At 69.4% G+C, this 18210-nt stretch carries 16 protein-coding genes; 9 read left to right on the forward strand and 7 right to left on the reverse strand.

The window, feature by feature from the left end:
* From MFF30_RS22755 to ccmB, 3 genes are all read left to right on the forward strand, one after another.
* Positions 1-262, forward strand: a 262-nt coding sequence (locus MFF30_RS22755; RefSeq protein WP_306424599.1) for a type II toxin-antitoxin system RelE family toxin, incomplete at its 5' end; no start/stop codon positions are given.
* A gap of 34 nt (positions 263-296) precedes the next feature.
* Positions 297-944 carry a heme ABC exporter ATP-binding protein CcmA gene (gene ccmA, locus MFF30_RS22760; protein WP_238282332.1) on the forward strand — a complete coding sequence of 216 codons (648 nt, stop codon included), beginning with the start codon at positions 297-299 and terminating at the stop codon, positions 942-944.
* Positions 944-1609: a heme exporter protein CcmB gene (gene ccmB, locus MFF30_RS22765; RefSeq protein WP_238282334.1), complete on the forward strand. Its 666-nt coding sequence runs from the start codon at positions 944-946 to the stop codon at positions 1607-1609. The genes ccmA and ccmB overlap by 1 nt, the downstream gene beginning before the upstream one ends.
* 4 nt (positions 1610-1613) lie before the next feature.
* On the opposite strand, the gene opgC is transcribed toward ccmB, so the two are convergent.
* The 4 genes from opgC to MFF30_RS22785 form a co-directional block, all read right to left on the reverse strand.
* Complete coding sequence (gene opgC, locus MFF30_RS22770) at positions 1614-2798, reverse strand: OpgC domain-containing protein (protein WP_238282336.1); 1185 nt, start codon at positions 2796-2798, stop codon at positions 1614-1616.
* 113 nt (positions 2799-2911) lie between these two features.
* The gene (locus MFF30_RS22775; protein WP_238282338.1) at positions 2912-4084 is read right to left on the reverse strand and encodes an SMP-30/gluconolactonase/LRE family protein; all 1173 of its coding nucleotides are present in this window, start codon (positions 4082-4084) and stop codon (positions 2912-2914) included.
* Positions 4085-4122: 38 nt separating this feature from the next.
* Complete coding sequence (locus tag MFF30_RS22780) at positions 4123-5106, reverse strand: SMP-30/gluconolactonase/LRE family protein (RefSeq protein WP_238282340.1); 984 nt, start codon at positions 5104-5106, stop codon at positions 4123-4125.
* 67 nt (positions 5107-5173) lie between these two features.
* Positions 5174-6409 (reverse strand): SMP-30/gluconolactonase/LRE family protein, encoded by a 1236-nt coding sequence (locus tag MFF30_RS22785; protein WP_238282356.1) that lies wholly within the window; start codon positions 6407-6409, stop codon positions 5174-5176.
* 490 nt (positions 6410-6899) lie between these two features.
* On the opposite strand from MFF30_RS22785, the gene MFF30_RS22790 reads away from it, so the two are divergent.
* A complete protein-coding gene (locus MFF30_RS22790; protein WP_283205930.1) occupies positions 6900-8369 on the forward strand; it encodes a methyl-accepting chemotaxis protein in 1470 nt (489 codons plus the stop codon).
* A gap of 113 nt (positions 8370-8482) precedes the next feature.
* On the opposite strand, the gene MFF30_RS22795 is transcribed toward MFF30_RS22790, so the two are convergent.
* From MFF30_RS22795 to MFF30_RS22805, 3 genes are all read right to left on the reverse strand, one after another.
* Positions 8483-8662 (reverse strand): hypothetical protein, encoded by a 180-nt coding sequence (locus tag MFF30_RS22795; RefSeq protein WP_238282344.1) that lies wholly within the window; start codon positions 8660-8662, stop codon positions 8483-8485.
* A 108-nt stretch (positions 8663-8770) separates the two neighbouring features.
* Complete coding sequence (locus MFF30_RS22800; protein ID WP_238282348.1) at positions 8771-9679, reverse strand: response regulator transcription factor; 909 nt, start codon at positions 9677-9679, stop codon at positions 8771-8773.
* The gene (locus tag MFF30_RS22805) at positions 9672-13037 is read right to left on the reverse strand and encodes a hybrid sensor histidine kinase/response regulator (protein ID WP_238282357.1); all 3366 of its coding nucleotides are present in this window, start codon (positions 13035-13037) and stop codon (positions 9672-9674) included. The genes MFF30_RS22800 and MFF30_RS22805 overlap by 8 nt, the downstream gene beginning before the upstream one ends.
* Positions 13038-13363: 326 nt before the next feature.
* Between MFF30_RS22805 and urtA the strand changes: the two genes are divergently transcribed.
* From urtA to MFF30_RS22830, 5 genes are all read left to right on the forward strand, one after another.
* Positions 13364-14623 (forward strand): urea ABC transporter substrate-binding protein, encoded by a 1260-nt coding sequence (gene urtA, locus MFF30_RS22810; RefSeq protein WP_238282351.1) that lies wholly within the window; start codon positions 13364-13366, stop codon positions 14621-14623.
* Positions 14624-14799: 176 nt separating this feature from the next.
* The gene (gene urtB / locus MFF30_RS22815) at positions 14800-15726 is read left to right on the forward strand and encodes an urea ABC transporter permease subunit UrtB (protein ID WP_238282352.1); all 927 of its coding nucleotides are present in this window, start codon (positions 14800-14802) and stop codon (positions 15724-15726) included.
* A gap of 15 nt (positions 15727-15741) precedes the next feature.
* Positions 15742-16893, forward strand: coding sequence for an urea ABC transporter permease subunit UrtC (gene urtC / locus MFF30_RS22820; protein WP_238282353.1), 1152 nt, complete (start codon positions 15742-15744; stop codon positions 16891-16893).
* A gap of 8 nt (positions 16894-16901) precedes the next feature.
* Positions 16902-17687 (forward strand): urea ABC transporter ATP-binding protein UrtD, encoded by a 786-nt coding sequence (gene urtD, locus MFF30_RS22825; RefSeq protein ID WP_238282354.1) that lies wholly within the window; start codon positions 16902-16904, stop codon positions 17685-17687.
* Between the two features lie 86 nt (positions 17688-17773).
* Positions 17774-18210 (forward strand): ATP-binding cassette domain-containing protein (locus MFF30_RS22830; protein ID WP_238282358.1); only part of this gene is annotated, 437 nt, incomplete at its 3' end.

Raw genomic sequence — 18210 nt, forward strand, 5'->3', positions numbered from 1 at the left:
GCCGGGCTCAGGCCGCACGATGGTGACCTCGATGTTCGCCCGGCACGATCGGGCGACCGCGAGGCGGATCCTGGGGTTTCTGCGCGCCCGGGTCTCGCCACTGGGCGATCCGCGTGCCATTGGCGAAGCCCTGAAGGGGTCTGGGCTCGGCAACTTCCAGGAAAACCGGATCGGTGACGTTCGCGTGATCGCCGCGATCGAGGGCAACGCCCTGCGCATCCTCGTGATCAGGATCGGTCACCGCCGCGACGTCTACGGGTAGCCGACGCGACGAGGCTCATGACTCAGGACCCCCCGTGCGGCTGACCGCTCAAGACCTCGCCGTCCGCCGCTCCGGCCGCCGCATCTTTTCGGGTCTGTCCTTCGCCCTCGGGCCGGGCGAGGCGCTGATGGTGACGGGCCGCAACGGCGCCGGCAAGTCGACGCTGCTGGCGGTGCTGGCGGGCCGGCTCAAGCCGGAGGCCGGGACGGTCACGGCGAGCGGGATTGGCGAGGCGACCCTGTCCGAGTGCCTGCACGTGGTCGGCCACCGCGACGGGCTGAAGAGTCCGCTGACGGCCGAGGAGAACCTCGCCTTCGCCCGCGACCTCCTCGGCGCGCCGACCGCGAGCCCCCGCGCGGCCCTGGAGGAACTCGGCCTCGGCCACGCCCTGCGCCTTCCCGTGGCCTACCTCTCCGCCGGTCAGCGGCGGCGGGTGGCGCTGGCCCGCCTCCTCGTCTGCCGGCGCCCGCTCTGGCTTCTCGACGAACCGACGGCGGCCCTCGACGCCGCCTCGCAGGATGTCCTCGCCGGGATGATGGCTCGCCATCGGGCGGAGGGCGGCCTCGTCATCGCGGCGACGCACCAAGCCCTCGGCCTCGCCGACGCGCGGGAACTGCGAATCGAGGCGCCTGCCGCAAAGGCGGCTCGGCCGGCGGTCGCGGCCGACGAGGTCTGGTGGTGATGCGCGCCCTCAAGGCCCTCGTCGCCCGCGACCTTGCCCTTGCCGCCCGCGTCGGCGGCTCGGGGGCGCTCTCCCTCGTGTTCTTCCTGATGATCGTCGCCCTGGTGCCCTTCGCCCTTGGGCCCGACCTCAACCTGCTGTCGCGGATCGGTCCCGCGATCCTCTGGCTCGCCGCCGTGCTCTCGACCCTGATCGGCCTCGACCGCCTGTTCCAGGCCGACGAGGAGGACGGCTCCCTCGACCTGATGTCCGGTTCGCCCGCCCCCCTGGAGGGGGTCGTCCTGGCCAAGGTGCTGGCTCACTGGCTCACCACCGGCCTCCCGCTGGCGCTGGCCTCGCCCCTGTTCGGGCTCCTCGTCGCCCTCGACGGCCGGGCGATGGCGGCGACCGCCCTCACCCTGCTGGTCGGCACCCCGGCCCTGACCTTCGTGGGCGCGGTGGGCGCAGCGCTCACCGCCTCCATCCGCCGTGGCGGGCTCATCCTGGCGGTCGTGGTGCTGCCCCTGATGATCCCGACGCTGATCTTCGGCGTTTCGGCGAGCGAGGCGGCGCTGGGCGGCACAATCCCCTTCACCACGCCGCTCGCCATCCTTGGCGCCCTCAGCCTGATCGCGGGCGTGATCGGCACCTTCGCCGCCGCCGCGGCCCTGCGCTGGTCGGAATAGGGGGTCAGGCGATCGCCGAACGCGGGCCCGGCGCCGCGCTCGCTTCGGGCAACGGGTTACGCATCGGCCGGCGGGCAGGCGCCACGCGGCGTGGGGGGGCGGCGATCCGCAGGGCGATTCCGACGAACAGGGCGATCATGCCGGCTTCGAGGAGCAGCATCGGGAGCCAGGCGTCTCGGAGGGAAACGGCCGCGAGATTGAGCACCTCGCTGGCCACCACGGCCCCGATCGCGCCGGCCGTGAAGACCGGCAGGGACCTGCGGCCGAGGCGGCTCAAGAGGTGGTCGGGCGGCACCCGATGCAGCAGGCGGATCAGCGGAGCCCGCGGCAAGGCCATCACCACGTAGGCCAGGGCGAGGAGGTGCAGCAGTCGCAGCGGCGACTGATAGGTCTTGCTCGCGCCGAGCCAGAACGCGTCGTTGCGCGCCGCGGCCCAGTGTGCCGCTGGCGTCCACAGGCGGACCAGGACCACGGTCAGGACGAGGTAGCCGGCGAGGTACGCGAGCGCGAGCACGGTCAGGCGCCGGCTGCGCGGCAGGGCGACGCCGTCGACCATGCCTTGTCCGATCGCGATCCCGATGGAGAAAACGAGAATCCAGGGCAGGATCGTCAGCGCGAAGGGCGCTCCCGTGAGGCTGTTGCTCACGACCAGATCGAACTGGCCGGCCGCCAGCCAGACGAGCAGCGCCGGCGGCAGCGGCGCCCAGAACCGCCACCCGGCCAGACGCAGGAAGAAGGGGGCGACCAGCATCAGGGCGACGTAGAGGCGCAGGACGGCGGAGTAGCCCACCGTCTGGCGCAGGGTCAGCGTGTGGTTGAGCACGCTCGAAAAGCCATGGTCCCGCAGCAGGCCCAGTTCGTCCGCATGCACGCCCGCGACGCCGCGCAGGGCGAGCACGGCCGCCAGGATTCCGAGCGTCGACAGGATGATGACAAGGTCGAAAGCGTAGATCCGGACGGCCCGCCGCCAGAGATGGGCGATGATGTCCGGGACCCGGTGCCGCGACGCCTGGCTCGCCGCGAGGGCGACGGACATGCCGCTGAGAAGGACGAAGATGTCGGCGCTGTCGGAGAAGCCCAGGCGGGAGGGCGAGACGGTGGCGATGACGCCGTCCTGAATGTGGTTGACGAAGATGTTGATCAGACAGAGGCCGCGGATGGCATCGATCGTTGTCCGTCGCTGCGGCATGCCCAGGCCCCGGTACGTCTTTCACGCAATCGTGATACGTCCCAGCGCTTAAGGTTGTGTTGCAACCGATGGGCGCAAATCCCGCGAGCGACCCGGCCGGACCCCCCTGAACTTCAGGCCGGGTCGGCGTCGATCCGCATCCTCAGGATGGCGTAGGGTGGCTTCTGCAGGTCCGCGCCGCCGTTGTATTCCGGGCGCCGGTTCACCTGGGCGGACGAGATGTGGAGCCAGCGATCGGGCGTGATCCAGAACGTGTCGGCCCAGATCAGGCGCGGGTCGGAGGCGATGATCTCCACGGTGCCGTCGGGGTCGCGGCGCCCGACCGCGTTGAATTCCTGCATGGCGAGGTAGACCCGGTCCTTCGAATCGGTGGTGAGGCCGCCGGTCATGCCCTTCTCGCCGAGATCCTCGACGCCGGCCGCCACGCCTGCGTCGCTGGTCTCGGGATCCAAGAGCGCGGCGGTTTCCACTGCATACAGGCGCCGCCCGATCAGGGGGGCGTAGTAGAGGCGCCGGCCGTCGGGGCTGAGCGCGATGCCGTTGGCGCCGCCCTGGACCGGGCGCGGCGGCCCCTCCCCCTTGCGCTGCACCACCGCGCGGTCCTCGACGATCTTGAGGAGGCCTTTCTGCGACTTGGTGCTGACGTGACCGGCGAGTCGGCGCACCACCCGGCCCGTCGCGAGGTCGACGGCCAGGATGGCGCCCTCCCCGTCCTGGCCCTGGTCGGTGATGTAGGCACGGGCATAGCCGTCGCGGATGTCCACCCGCAGGTCGTTGAGCGACGAGGTCGGGCTGATGCCGGCGTCCAGCGGCACCACGCGGCGAATGCGGTTGTCGGCGAGGTCGATCTGCACCAGCTTAGGGCCGCCCTTCACCGGCGGGCCGGAGCCGTCCGGCAGGCCGGCATCCAGGCACCACAGGGTGTCGTCGCGGTCGAAGACGCCGTTGGGCACGTGGAACAGGCGCGCCTGCGGCTGCTCCGAATCGGGCTGGTTCGTCGCCATGTCCGGATAGGGCCGGACCGCGCCGTCCGTCAGCACCTCGCCGAGGGTGAAGGGCACCTTGGCATCGAAGCGCGGCATCATCACGAAGCGCCGTCCGCCGGCCGAGATGGCGAGGCCGGTGGGGGTCGAGGGCGCGTTCGCCGTGAAGGCGAGTTCGAGCCCGCCCGCCGCCTGACGGGTGGCGACCTCGGGCGGCGGCGCGGCGGCGGCCTCGCCGGGCAGGGAGAGGGCCGCCGCACCGGCGAGGCCGGCGGCGAGGAGGTCACGGCGAGCGAGCGTCATGGCGCGATCCGGTCGAGGGGGGATAAGGGAACGGTGGGTCAGCCCCTGGCGGGGCCGCGCACCTTGAGGTCGATGGCGAGGACGCGAGCGCCCGCGGCGATGAAGAGGCGCCGGCCGTCCGCGCCGCCGAAGGCGACGTTGGCGGCGTCCGTGGCGGTGGCGATTCGCCCGAGGGCCGTGCCGTCGGGCGCGTAGATCCGCACGCCGTCGAAGCAGGCGGCGTAGACCCGGCCGTCGGCATCCACCGCGAGGCCGTCGGGCACGCCGGCCTTCACGGTGGCGAAGGGTTTCGGCGCACCGAGCCTGCGGCCCTCGACCACCGGGAAGGCCAGGATCGTGCGGGCGCCCTCGGGATTCTTCAGGGCGGCGCTGGTGTCGCTGACATAGAGGCGGGTCCCGTCCGGGCTGAACGCGATGCCGTTGGGTTGGCCGACGGCGTCGGTCATGGCCTCGACCCGGCCGGACGGATCGATCCGGTAGACCCGCCGGGCCGCTTGCGCCGGTCGCGCCATCAGGCCTTCGTCCGGCATAGTGATGCCGAACACCGGATCGGTGAACCAGATCGCCCCGTCCGGCGCCAGTGCGGCGTCGTTCGGCGAATTCAGCGGCTTGCCTTCGAAAGCGTCGGCCAGCACCGTGAGGCGCCCATCCGGCTCGCGCCGCACCACCCGGCGCCCACGATGCTCGCAGGTGACGAGGCGGCCCTCGCCGTCGAGGGTGTTGCCGTTGGCGTTGTTCGAAGGATCGCGGAACACGTGCGTGCCGCCGTCATCGGCGATCCGGATCATCCGGTTGGCTCGGACGTCGCTGACGATCAGGCCACCAAGGCCGGGCGCGTAGCACAGGCCCTCGCACCAGCGCCCGCCCGTGTAGAGCGTGCGCAGCGGTGCGCCGGGATCGAGCACGTCGCGCAGGCGCGGATCGTCGATCCGGACGATCGGGGCCGCCGCGGCCGGCCACGCTCCCAGGGCGAGCGCCGCTCCTGCGCCGCCGAGCAGCGCGCGTCGTCGTATCGTCGGCATCGTTCCTCTATGGCATCGGGCATGGCGGGGCGCGCCGCTCCCCGTCACGGGGGCGGCGCGTCGCGACTCAGCGGCCGGCCGGGGCGGGCGCGGTCGAGCCCGTGGCGTCGGCGGACGTCGGCTTGAAGCTCCACAACTCGGTCGGGAGGGCCGCCGGCGCGTCGGGCTTGTAGAAGGCCGAGTCCTGAATGTGCGAGGTCGTGACGTAGATCGTCCCGTCGGGCCCTTCGGCGAAGGTGTCGGGCCAGCGCAGGCGCTTGTCCTGCACCACGGTCCTCAGGGCACCGCCCTTGCTCGACAGGTCGCGGACCTTGATCGAATCGTCCTGTGGCGAGGTCACGTACATCCGGCCGTCCTTGCGCGCGATGATCAGCCCGTCGGCCGGCCCGTTCTCGCCCACGGTCTCGATGCGGCCCGCCACGCTCTTGTCCGCCAGCGTCGTCGGCATCAGCGCCGTGGTGATGCCACTGGCCAAGGTCTCGGTGGGCAGGCTGTAGAGCGTCTTGCCCTTGATCGCCTGCCAGTACAGCGTCTTGCCATCGGGCGAGAGGGCGATGCCGTCGGCGGCGAACTCGACGCCGCGCCCGTCCGGCCGGCGCAGGGGCTTGCCGTCATAGGTCACGGTCACGCTCTTGTCCGGCTGCGTCGAGGGATCGCCGTCGAGCACCCGGTGGGCCCGACCGCTGTCGAGGTCGACCACTACCAGGGCGCCCTTGGCCCCGGAATCGGTGAGGTAGGCAGTCTTGCCGTCGGGCGAGAAGCGCACGTCGTTGAGGTAGGAGCCCTGTGGCGCGACGCTCTCGTCGAAGGCGATGGTGCGCGCGGGCTGATTGGTCGTCAGGTCGATCTCGACGAGCTTCGGGCCGCCGGGCACCAGGGCCGCCATGGCAGGGGCCGCCGGATCGAGCACCCAGAGGTTGCCGTTCGGGCCGGCCACGACGCTCTGGACGCAGATCCAGTGGTCCTTGGCCGTGACCTCGTCCTTGCGGGCGTTGCGCCAGGAATTCCAGGCCGCATCCGGGAACGGCACCACCTTTCCGTCCTTCAGTTCGCCCACCGACACCTCTGTGTCCTCGGTCCAGCGCGGGAAGTTGACGAAGATGCGCCCGTCCTTGGCGACCGTGACGCCGGTGACCTGGTGGTCGAAGCTCGCCACCTTGGTGAGGTTCACCGACGGCGTGGCGGCGGGCGTCGACGCCGATCCCTGCGCGATGGCCGCGCCGGGTACGAGGACCGTGCCAAGCAGTGCTGCCGCCAGTATCCGGGTCCGCTGGCGGGAATGGGCCCCACGGCGCGGCGGCATCGGAGCCTGGATCGTCGGAAGGGCGGGCTGGTGTCGCATCATGGGCACTTTCGACATCGAAAACTTTGGCTCTGCGAAATTGGGGATCGGAAAGACCAGGACCGGAACGACACTTCGCCCACGGCAACCCCAGAGCCCGGGATGACTCCAGACTGCCTGGTCAACGCACGAACCTGTGGCCAAGGTTCATCGATTCCGCGTGTCGCGAGGAGCGGTGCCGGGGGGCTGCCGAAGTGTCCTTTCACGCCCCGCCAGATGCGCGCGGGGTGTCGAGGATCGCCGGACCCGCTCCGGGAGACCGTTGCCGACAGCGCGGTGAACACGGTTTTGTGATTATTGAATTGCCCGCTGGAGTGTCATTTGTTATTTCTACGACAAGGCCGATATTGCTGTTTGTTAAACACGGATTCACAAATTATATTTATAGGATTCCTCGCTATTTCAATGGAAACGGGCCGCTATCCGTTTCGGTATTGGTGTGAGGGCGACAATGTTCGGTTCAGGGCTTCGTGCAACTCTTGAGGCTCTTGATCGGTCGCAGGGTCGAATCGAATTCGGGATGGATGGCAGCGTCCAGAGCGCGAACCGGATCTTTCTCGATCTCGTTGGATACACACTCGACGAGGTCCGGGGCCGTCCCCACAGCCAGTTCGTGACCGCCGAGGAGCGCGATTCGCCTGCTTACGGCCAGTTCTGGGAGAGCCTGCGCAACGGCGAGTTCCAGGCGCGGACCTTTTGCCGGGTCACCAAGGACAAGCGCCGGATCTGGATCCAGGCGAGCTACAACCCGGTCCTCGACCGGCGCGGCAAGCCGTTCAAGGTGGTCAAGTTCGCCACCGACATCACCGCCCAGACCGAGCGCAATGCTGCCTATGAGGGTCAGATCGCGGCCATCAACCGCTCGCAGGCGGTGATCCACTTCACGCCGGACGGCATCGTCACGGACGCCAATTCGAATTTCCTGCAGGCACTCGGCTACCGCCTGGACGAGATCAAGGGACGCCATCACAGCCAGTTCGTGGCGCCGTCCGACCGGGACACGCCGGCCTATGCGGCGTTCTGGACGGGGCTCGCGGGGGGCGCCTACCAGGCCGGCGAGTTCCGCCGCCTGGCGAAGGGCGGCCGCGAGGTCTGGATCAGCGGGGCCTACAATCCGGTGCTGGGTGCCGACGGTCGGGTGGTCGCGGTGGTCAAGTTCGCCACCGACGTCACCGCCCAGGTGGCCGACCGCCTGCGTCGGCGCGACGGCCAGCAGGCCATCGACAAGGATCTCGGCGTCATCACGGGTTCGATCTCCGAGGTGAGCCATCAGGCCACCCTCACGGCCGAGGCTGCGGCCCAGACCTCCGGGAACGTCCAGGCCGTGGCGGCCGGCGCGGAGGAATTCTCGGCCTCCATCGAGGAGTTGAGCCGCCACGCCGTCGAGGCGAAGGCCGCCTCCGACGAGGCCGTGGTCCGGGCCGAGGAGGCGTCCGGCATCATCGCCGGCCTGACCGCGTCAGCCGACAAGATCGGCGAGGTGATCTCGGTGATCCGCTCCATCGCCGACCAGACCAACCTGCTGGCGCTAAACGCCACCATCGAGGCGGCGCGGGCCGGCGAGGCGGGGCGGGGCTTCGCCGTGGTGGCGGCCGAGGTGAAGGCGCTGGCCAACCAGTCCTCCCGGGCCACGGAGGAGATCGGCACGCAAATCTCGGCGGTTCAGGATTCCACCAATCAGGCCGTCGACGCCATCAAGGGGATTGCCCAGACGATCGCCCACCTCAGCGAGATCTCGATGAGCGTCTCCTCGGCGGTGACCGAGCAGGCCGCGGTGACCCGCGACATGTCGGTAAACATGCAGACCGCCGCCCAGAGCGTCGAGCGGGTCCGCCAGAACATGGACGGGATCGCGGCCGCCGCCTCCGAGGTCGATGCCTCGGTGCGCAAGGTGGGTGCGGCGGCCCGCGCCCTCGCCTGACGCATGGGGCGACGCGTTCGCCCGAGACGGCGTTGCCGGATGCGACGCCGTTCGGATCTCTGTTCCCGCATCCGTTTCTTCGCCGAATAGACGAACGCTTCGGCGAGGGATGCTCAGTCCGGACGGTGCCCGGGGCCGGGCTGCATCACCAGAGGTTCGGAGCCCGAGCCGCGCACACGGCCGCGCAGCGCCGGCGGCGCGCCCGCGCGTCCGGCTTCGCGCCGGTCGAGGCCGGGCACCACGCGCTCGGTGAAGTCCACGCACCGGCCGACCAACCATGCCATCCAGTTCATCGCCAAGCTCCCGCCGAGACCTACGAGAGTAGATCGTGTCTCGTGTGGACAAAGCGAGGGGGCGGGCTGGAAATATCCGCATTCCTTCGACGGCGCCGGGGCGCCCGGTCAGTCGAGGTCCTGGAGGTGGCGCGCGGCGATGACCGAGGCGGCGGTGCGGTTCTCGACGCCGAGCTTTTCGTAGATGCCCTCGAGGTGCTTCGTTACCGTACGCGGGCTCAAGCCCAGGATCTCGCCGATGTCGCGGCTCGACTTGCCGCGCGAGAGCCAGAGCAGCACCTCCGCCTCCCGCCCGGTCACTCGCAGGCGCAGGCGCAGGCGCTCCAGCCCCGCCTCCGTGCTGTCGCGGGACAGGCGCAGCAGGATCTCGTCGCCGGTGCCGCCGATGAAGCTGAACGTAAAGGCCGTGCCGGCGCGGTCGACGAGCGTCAAGGCGGGCCCGCCCGCGCTGGCGAGGCAGGCCCGGAGCCAAGCGGCGCCCTGCGGCGGCAGGCTCGCGGGGGCGCCGGGTTCGGTGAAGCCGCCGAGCAGGCGGGCGGCCTGGGGCGTACCCCACAGCACGGTGCCGTCCCGGTCCACCGCGAACAGGGTGCGGCCGGTTGTGTCGAGGGCGGCCCGGGCGCTCTGGGCCGCGCGGGCGCCGGCGAGGTGGACCCGGATGCGAGCCAGGATCTCGTCCGGGGCGATGGGCTTCGTGACGTAGTCGACGCCTCCCGCCTCCAGGCCCTTCACGATGTGCTCGGTCTCCGACAATCCCGTCATGAAGATCACCGGGACATGGGCGAGGTGGCCCTTCGCCTTGAGGCGGCGGCAGGTCTCGAAGCCGTCCATGCCGGGCATCACCGCGTCGAGCAGGATCACGTCCGGGGTGATCTCGTCGACGAGCGCCAGGGCGAGGTCGCCGGCCACCGCCACCAGCACGGTGGCGCCCGAGCGCTCGATCGCCTCGGTGAGGAAGCTCAGGGTCTCGGGGGAATCGTCGACCACGAGGATGATGTCGCGCTGCGCCTCAGCCATCGGAGGCAGGCTCCATCAGGCCCTCGATCACGGTTCGGGCGCGGCGCAGATCGAAGGCGGCGGTGAGCCCCCGCATCTGCGCGATGAAGGCGGTCGGCGCGTCGCGACCGGCTTCCATCTCGGCGAGCTTCGCCTCGATGCCGCGGACATGGCCGATGCGTACGAGGCGCAGGAGGTCGGCGAGGTGCTCGGGGCGCGGGTCCGGCGAGACGGCCTCGGGCTTCGGCGGCGCGGGTGCCTCCGCCGCCGTCCAGTCCAGGCCGAGGAGGCCGGTGACGCATTCGAGGAAGTCGCGCAGGTCGAAGGGCTTGGCGATGATCGCGTCGTGGGGCGCATCGCTGCCGCGCACCGGGCTGATCTCGTGCACGTTGGCCGACATCATGGCGATGCGCGCCGCGTGGCCGGCCTCCCGCAGGGCCTTGGCCAGCGCCCAGCCGCTCATGCCCGGCATGGCGATGTCGAGGAGGAACAGGTCCGGCGGGCGCGTCGCGGCCAGTTCGAGGCAGGCTGGGCCGTCGGCGGCCTCCAGCACCACGAGGCCGAGGGGTTCGAGGATGTCGCGCATCAGGCCGCGATGGGCGGCATCGTCGTCGGCGACGAGGATGGTGCGGCGGACCCCCGCATAGCGTCGGGCCGGGGTGCTGACCTGCGCGAGGACCGGCTTCGGGCGCGCCACCGAGGCGAGCATCAGGCGGACGCGAAAGCGCGTGCCGCGCCCGATCTCGCTCTCCACCGTGATCTCGCCGCCCATCACCTGGGCGAGAAGGTGCGCGATGGTCAGCCCGAGGCCGGTGCCCGGCGTGGAGCGGGCGGCGGCGAGCGAGCCGCGCTCGAACGGCTCGAAGATCCGCTCCAGGTCGTCCGGGCGGATGCCGAGGCCGGTGTCGCTGATCGTGAACACCGCGATCTGGTTGCGGTAGGTCAGGTCCAGGGTCACCGTGCCGGCGGGCGTGAACTTGATGGCGTTCGACAGGAGGTTGAGCAGGATCTGGCGCAGGCGCTTCTCGTCGGTGGCCACCACCGCCGGCAGGGTCTCGGGCCGGGTGAAGCGGAAATCGAGGGCCGCGCCCTGGGCCTGGAGCCGGATCATGTCGACGATCTGGTCGAGGAAGTCGGCCAGCCGGACCTCGTTGCGGTGGATCTGGAGCCGCCCGGCCTCCATCCGGGAGATGTCGAGGAGGCCATCGATCAGCCCCGACAGGTGCTGGGCCGAGCGGCGGATGACCCGGATGCCGTTCTGGCGCGGGGCCGGAATCGAGGGGTCGCCCTCGAGCAGCTGCGCGTAGCCGAGCACGGCGTTCAGGGGCGTGCGCAGCTCGTGGCTGATGCCGACCACGTAGCGGCTCTTGGCGAGGTTGGCGGCCTCGGCGATCTCCTTGGCCTGCTGCAGCTTGGCGTCCGTGACCTTATGGGCCTCGATCTCGGCCTGGTAGAGTCCGGTCTGGCGGGCGGTTTCCTCCAGGGCGACCCGGCGGCTCTCCTGGGCGAGCACGAACAGCCAGGCGACGATGCCCAGGATCACGATGAGGATCAGGAACACGCTGGTGAGCGCCGCGCCGAGCACCTCGCGGTGCTCCGGGTGCTCTGCGCTGGCCCCCGCATGCACGATGCCGAGGATCAGCCCGATCGCCGCCACCAGGGTGAGCATCAGCGCGAGGTAGCGCCCCAGGGGCGCGCCGATCCAGGCGGCGGTGCGGGCGGGCGCGACGCGGGCGAGCAGGCTCTGGGCCTGCGCCTCCAGGCGGCCGTGCGGCTTGCACAGGTCGCCGCAGCGCGCATCGAGGGAGCAGCACAGGGAGCAGATCGGCCCCGCATAGGCGGGGCACTGGGCCATGTCTTCGGGCTCGAACGGATGCTCGCAGACCCGGCAGGTGATCTCGGATGCCCCCTGCCAGTCGGTTCGTGGAGTGCGGGCGAGATAGTAGCGCCCGCCCGTGGCCAGGGCGATGGCGGGGGCGCCGAGACCCGCGACGGCCAGCGCCAGCATCGGCGCGAAGGGCACGGCGAGCCCCCCGAGCCAGCCCGCATGGGCGGCGAAGCCGGCGAGGATCGCCAGAGCCATGGCGCCCGTGCCGACGGGGTTGATGGCATAGAGATGGGCGCGCTTGAACTCGATGCCGGGCGGCGACAGGCCGAAGGGCTTGTTGATGGCCAGATCCGCCGCCAGCGCGCCGACCCAGGCCGAGACCACCACGGCGTAGAGCGACAGGGTGCTGACGATGGTCTTGTCGATGCCGAGCTCCATCAGCAGGAGCGCGATGGCGACGTTGAAAACGAGCCAGACCACGCGGCCCGGATGGCTGTGGGTCAGGCGCGAGAAGAAGTTCGACCAGGCGATGGAGCCCGCATAGGCGTTGGTGACGTTGATCTTGAGCTGCGAGACCACGACAAACAGCGTCATCAGGGCGACGGCGCCAGTGCCGGAGGGCAGCACGTAGCCGAAGGCCACCGCATACATCCGCGTCGGCTCGGCCGCGTGCTCGGCCGGCACGCCGTGCGCCAGCGCCAGCACGGCGAGGAACGAGCCGAGGAGAATCTTGAGCATTCCGGGCAGGATCCAGCCCCCGCCGGCGCTCAGCACCGCCGCCCACCAGCGGCCCGCGCGGCCGGGCTCGCGCGCCGGCACGAAGCGCAGGAAGTCGACCTGCTCGCCGACCTGCGCCAGGAGCGCCAGCAGGATGCCGGTCGCGAGGCCGAAGCGCGGCCAGTCGAACCCACCGACGCTGTCCGCGCCCGGATGGCCGAGCCACGCCGACACCGGCGCGTCCCCGGCCCAGGCGATGCAGGCGAGCGGCACGAGGTTGAGGACGATCCAGACCGGCTGCGTCCAGAGCTGGAACCGGCTGATCATCGCGATGCCGTAGACGACCAGCGGAATCACCGCGAGCGCGCTGACGAGGTAGCCGAGGCTCGGGGGCAGCCCGAAGCAGAGCTCGAGGGCCAGCGCCATGATCGCCGCCTCGATGGCGAAGAACAGGAAGGTGAAGCTCGCGTAGATCAGCGAGGTCACCGTCGAGCCGATATAGCCGAAGCCGGCCCCCCGGGTGAGGAGGTCGATGTCGACGCCGTAGCGGGCGGCGTAGAGGCTGATCGGCGTCGCGGTGGCGAAGATGATGGCGCCGACCACCAGGAGGGCCGCCAGGGTGTTGGTGAACCCGACCGTCAGCACCAGGGTGCCGCCGATCGCCTCCAGGGCGAGGAACGAGAGCGACCCGAGTGCGGTCTGGGCGACCCGGAAGCCCGACCAGCGCCGTGCCTTCTTGGCGGTGAAGCGGAGGGCATAGTCTTCCAGCGTCTCGTCGGCGACGAGGCGGTTATAGTCGCGCCGGATCGGCAGGATACGCTGGTGCTCGGTCATCGTGTTCGGCGCGGACGGTAGCATGCGGCGCGGGGTCTGGCGCGGCATCCCGGGTCGTCCGAGTCCGTGGCGCTCCGTCGTCCCCAGCCTAGCAAGGTCCGTGCCCCACGAACCGCCCGCCCACGCCGGAGCGCGCGCCAGCCTGTCGAGGCGGCGCGGCCGGACCCGGGGCTCGCGGGCGGTTCGCCAGCATGGGCCTGTGCGCGGGGCACCGACATACGCAAAACAGCGTATAGGCCGCACTGCACAACGCGGCCTAGCCTACGCTCCGTCGATCCGCGGCCGTTCCATGAGCCGCGCGACGCCGGACAGGGGTTTTGGGCACGATGGCAGAGGACAAGGGCAACGGCCTGCAATCGGCGCTGCGGCGCAGGCTTCTCATGGGGCTGGCCGGCGTTCCGGCGATCGCCCTGATGCCGCGCATGAGCTTCGCGGCGGCGCCGCCGACCTCGGCGGTGAACACCACCGGCCTCGCGGTGACCGACACCGAGGTCACGGTGGGCATCCTGCACTCGGCCACCGGCACGATGGCGATCTCCGAGACCGGCTCGATCCAGGCCGAGAAGCTGGCCATCTCGCAGATCAACGAGGCGGGCGGCGTGCTGGGGCGCAAGATCAAGGTCATCCAGGAAGACGGCGCCTCCGACTGGCCGACCTTCGCGGAGAAGGCCAAGAAGCTCCTCGTCAACGACCATTGCGCTGCCGTGATGGGCTGCTGGACCTCCGCCTCGCGCAAGGCCGCGCTGCCGGTCTTCGAGCAGTATAATGGCCTGCTGTACTACCCGACCTTCTACGAGGGCCTGGAGCAGTCCAAGAACGTCATCTACACCGGCCAGGAAGCCACCCAGCAGATCCTCGAGTCGCTCAACTGGGTCGCCAAGGAGAAGGGCGCCAAGACGTTCTTCTTCATTGGCTCTGACTACATCTGGCCCCGCACCTCGAACAAGATCGCCCGCAAGCACATCGAGAACGTGCTCAAGACCAAGGTCGTCGGCGAGGAATACTTCCCGCTCGGCCACACGCAGTTTAATTCGGTGATCAACAAGCTCAAGCTCACCAAGCCGGACGTGATCTTCACCGACGTGGTCGGCGGCTCGAACGTGGCGTTCTACAAGCAGCTCAAGGCGGCCGGCATCGATCTGTCGAAGCAGACCCTGCTGACGATCTCGGTGACCGAGGACGAGATCGACGGCATCGGCGGCGACAACATCGCCGGCGCCTATTCCTGCATGAAGTACTTCCAGTCGCTCAAGAACCCGAACAACGAGAAGTTCGTCGCCGCCTTCCACAAGATGTGGGGCGAGAAGACCGTCATCGGCGACGTGACCCAGGCCGCCTATCTCGGGCCGTTCCTGTGGAAGATGGCGGTGGAGAAGGCCGGGTCCTTCGACGTCGACAAGGTGGCGGCCGCCTCGGCCGACATCGAGTTCAAGGAAGCCCCCGAGGGATACGTCAAGATCCACCCCAACCACCACCTCTGGTCGAAGACCCGCGTGGCCAAGGCCCTGCCCTCGGGCCAGTTCGAGGTGGTCTACGAGAGCCCGAACCTGATCGAGCCGAACCCCTTCCCGAAGGGCTACCAGTAGGATCGCCTCCCTCCCCCTCGCGGGGAGGGATTGAGGGTGGGGGTGGTTGGGCGACCCTCGACCTGCGGAGGCCAGCGGAGCCACCCACACCCCTGTCCCCTCCCCGCAATGGGGAGGGGGATGCCGGCGGCCTGATGCTTGCAGAGCCAAAGCCAAATCCTTCGGAGAACGAACCCATGCTCGGTGATTATTCGCTCGGGGATCTCAGCTCGATCTTCGTCATGCAGGGCTTCGCCGGGCTGATTCTGTTCTCGGTCTACGTGCTGATGGCCCTCGGGCTGGCGATCATCTTCGGCCAGATGGGGGTGATCAACATGGCCCACGGGGAGTTCATGATCCTCGGCGCCTACATGACCTACCTCTGCTCAGGCTTCTTCCAGACCCACCTGCCCGCCCTGTTCCCGGCCTACTTCTTCGTGGCGATGGCCATGGCCTTCCTGGCCTCGGGGGCGCTGGGGATGCTGGTGGAATGGGCTCTGATCCGCCACCTCTACAAGCGCCCCCTCGACACGCTGCTGGCGACCTGGGGCCTCTCGCTGATCCTGCAGCAGGCCTACCGCTCGATCTTCGGCGCCCGCGAGGTCGGCGTCGAGCTGCCGTCCTGGCTCATCGGCTCGGTCCAGGTCACCGACACCATCGAGATCCCCATCAACGGCATGTTCGTCATGGGCGTCACCACCCTGATCACCGTCGGTGTCGCGATCCTGATGTACCGCTCGCGCTTCGGCGCCCAGGTCCGCGCCGTTGTGCAGAACCGCGCGATGGCCGGCGCGGTGGGCATCGACACCGAGCGGGTCGACCGCCTCACCTTCGGCCTCGGCTGCGGCATCGCGGGCATCGCCGGCTCGGCCTTCACCATGGTGGGCTCCACGGGTCCGACCTCGGGCCAGCTCTACATCGTCGACACCTTCCTGATCGTGGTCTTCGGCGGTGCCGCCTCGCTGCTCGGCACCATCGCGTCGGCCTTCTCGATCTCGCAGACGCAGTCGACCCTCGAATTCTTCCTCTCGGGCTCCACCGCGAAGGTGATCACCCTGCTGGCGGTGGTCGGCATCCTGATGTTGCGGCCCCAGGGCCTCTTCACCCTCAAGGTCCGGCGCTGAGGAGCCTGTAACGTCATGATCCGCTCCACATCCAAGCCTGTCGTCAACGACAACCCGTTCATGAAGCCGATGGAATGGGTGAGCCTCGCGCTCCTCGTGGCCGTCATCTTCGTCGTGCTGCCGATGCTGCTCGACGCCTTCCGGCTCAACCTCGTCGGCAAGTACCTGACCTATTCCTTCGTGGCTTTGGGCCTCGTCATCTGCTGGGGCTTCGGCGGCATCCTGTCCCTCGGCCAGGGCGTGTTCTTCGGCCTCGGCGGCTATCTCATGGCCATGTACCTGAAGCTCGAAGCTTCCAGCGTCGAGAACACGAAGATCCAGTCGACGCCCGGCATCCCCGACTTCATGGACTGGAACCAGATCACCGAACTGCCCTGGTTCTGGAAGCCGTTCCAGAGCCTGCCCTTCACGCTCATCGCGGTGATCGTGGTGCCGGCCTTCTTCGCCTTCGTCATCGGAACGGCGATGTTCCGCCGCCGTGTCGGCGGCACCTACTTCGCCATCATCACCCAGGCCATCGCCGCCATTCTGACGATCCTCATCGTGGGCCAGCAGGGTTACACCGGCGGCATCAACGGCATCACGGATCTTCGCACCCTCAACGGCTGGGACATCCGCACCGACAGCGCGCACGCCATCCTGTACTTCGTCAACGGCGCGCTCCTCGTCGGCTGCATCCTGTTCGCCCAAGCCGTGAAGAAGTCGAAGCTCGGGCGCATCCTACTCGCCATGCGCGACAAGGAGGACCGGGTCCGGTTCTCGGGCTACCAGGTGGCGAGCTTCAAGACCTTCGCGTTCTGTCTGGCGGCCGTGTTCGCCGCCATCGGGGGGGCGATGTTCACCCTCCAGGTCGGGTTCATGTCGCCCTCCTTCGTGGGCATCGTGCCGTCCATCGAGATGGTGATCTACGCCGCCGTCGGCGGGCGCCTGTCGCTGTTCGGCGCGGTCTGGGGCACGCTGCTCGTCAACTGGGCCAAGACCACCTTCTCGGAGAGCTTTCCCGAACTCTGGCTCTTCGGCCTCGGCGCGCTCTTCATCGCCGTGGTGCTGGCCTTCCCCAACGGACTCGCGGGCATCTACCGCACCTATGTCGAGCCTCGCCTGACCCGGCGCGTGAAGGCCCTGGAGCCCGCCCCCGCCGTCGCCCTGCCGCACGCCGCCGAGTAGGATCTCCGATGAACGCCGCCCTCCTGCCCTCGCACATCATCGGCGCCGATCCGGCCGAGAAGAATTTCCTGCTGGCGGTGGAGGCCCTCACCGTCTCCTTCGACGGCTTCAAGGCGGTCAACGACGTCTCGTTCTACGTCGATCCCAACGAGATTCGGGTGATCATCGGCCCCAACGGGGCCGGCAAGACCACGGTGCTCGACCTCATCTGCGGGCGCACCAAGGCCAGCGCCGGCTCGATCAAGTACAAGGGCCAGGAGCTGACCAAGCTCTCCGAGAGCGCCATCGTCCAGGCCGGGGTGGGCCGCAAGTTCCAGACCCCGTCGATCTACGACGACCTGACGGTGTTCGAGAACCTGGAGATCTCCTTCCCGCGCGGCCGTTCGGTCTTCGGCGCCCTCACCTTCAAGCGCGACGCCGAGGTCCGCGACCGGATCGAGGAGGTCGCCAGCATGATCTTCCTCAAGGACCAGCTCCTCGAGCGGGCCGAGTTCCTCAGCCACGGCCAGAAGCAGTGGCTCGAAATCGGCATGCTGCTGATCCAGGACCCGGAACTGCTCATGCTCGACGAGCCGGTGGCGGGGATGAGCGTCGGCGAGCGCATCAAGACCGCCGAGCTTCTCAACCAGATCATCAAGGGCCGCTCGGTGCTGGTCATCGAGCACGACATGAAGTTCGTCGAGGACATCGCCCACCGGGTCACCGTGCTGCACCAGGGCAAGGTCCTGTCGGAGGGCTCGATGGAGCGGGTCAAGAACGACCCGAAGGTCATCGAAGTCTATCTCGGCCACTGAGGGGAAACGGCGCCATGCTCCAGACCACGCACGCGGCCTCTCCGGTCCCTTCGCCCGCCCCCCTGATCCAGGGCGGCGTCCAGCCGATGCTGGCGATCAGCGACCTGCACGCGGCCTACGGCCAGAGCGAGGTGCTGCACGGCCTCGACATCGCGGTGGCACCGGGCGAGATCGTCGCCGTGATGGGCCGCAACGGCATGGGCAAGACCACGCTGATGAAGACCCTGATGGGCATCGTGCCGGTGAAATCCGGCTCGATCCGGGTCGACGGCGCGGAGGTCGGCGCCCTCAAGAGTCACCAGCGGGTGGCGCGCGGCCTCGCCTACGTGCCGCAAGGCCGGATGATCTTCTCGGCCATGACCGTGCAGGAGAACATCGAGACCGGGCTTACCGTGACGAACGAGCGCCGGGTGCCGCAGGACCTCTACACGATGTTCCCGGTGCTCCTGGAGATGAAGGGGCGGCGCGGCGGCAACCTGTCGGGCGGCCAGCAGCAGCAGCTCGCCAGCGCCCGGGCGATGGC

It is taken from the genome of Methylobacterium goesingense (assembly GCF_022179225.1).
Lineage (GTDB): Bacteria > Pseudomonadota > Alphaproteobacteria > Rhizobiales > Beijerinckiaceae > Methylobacterium > Methylobacterium goesingense.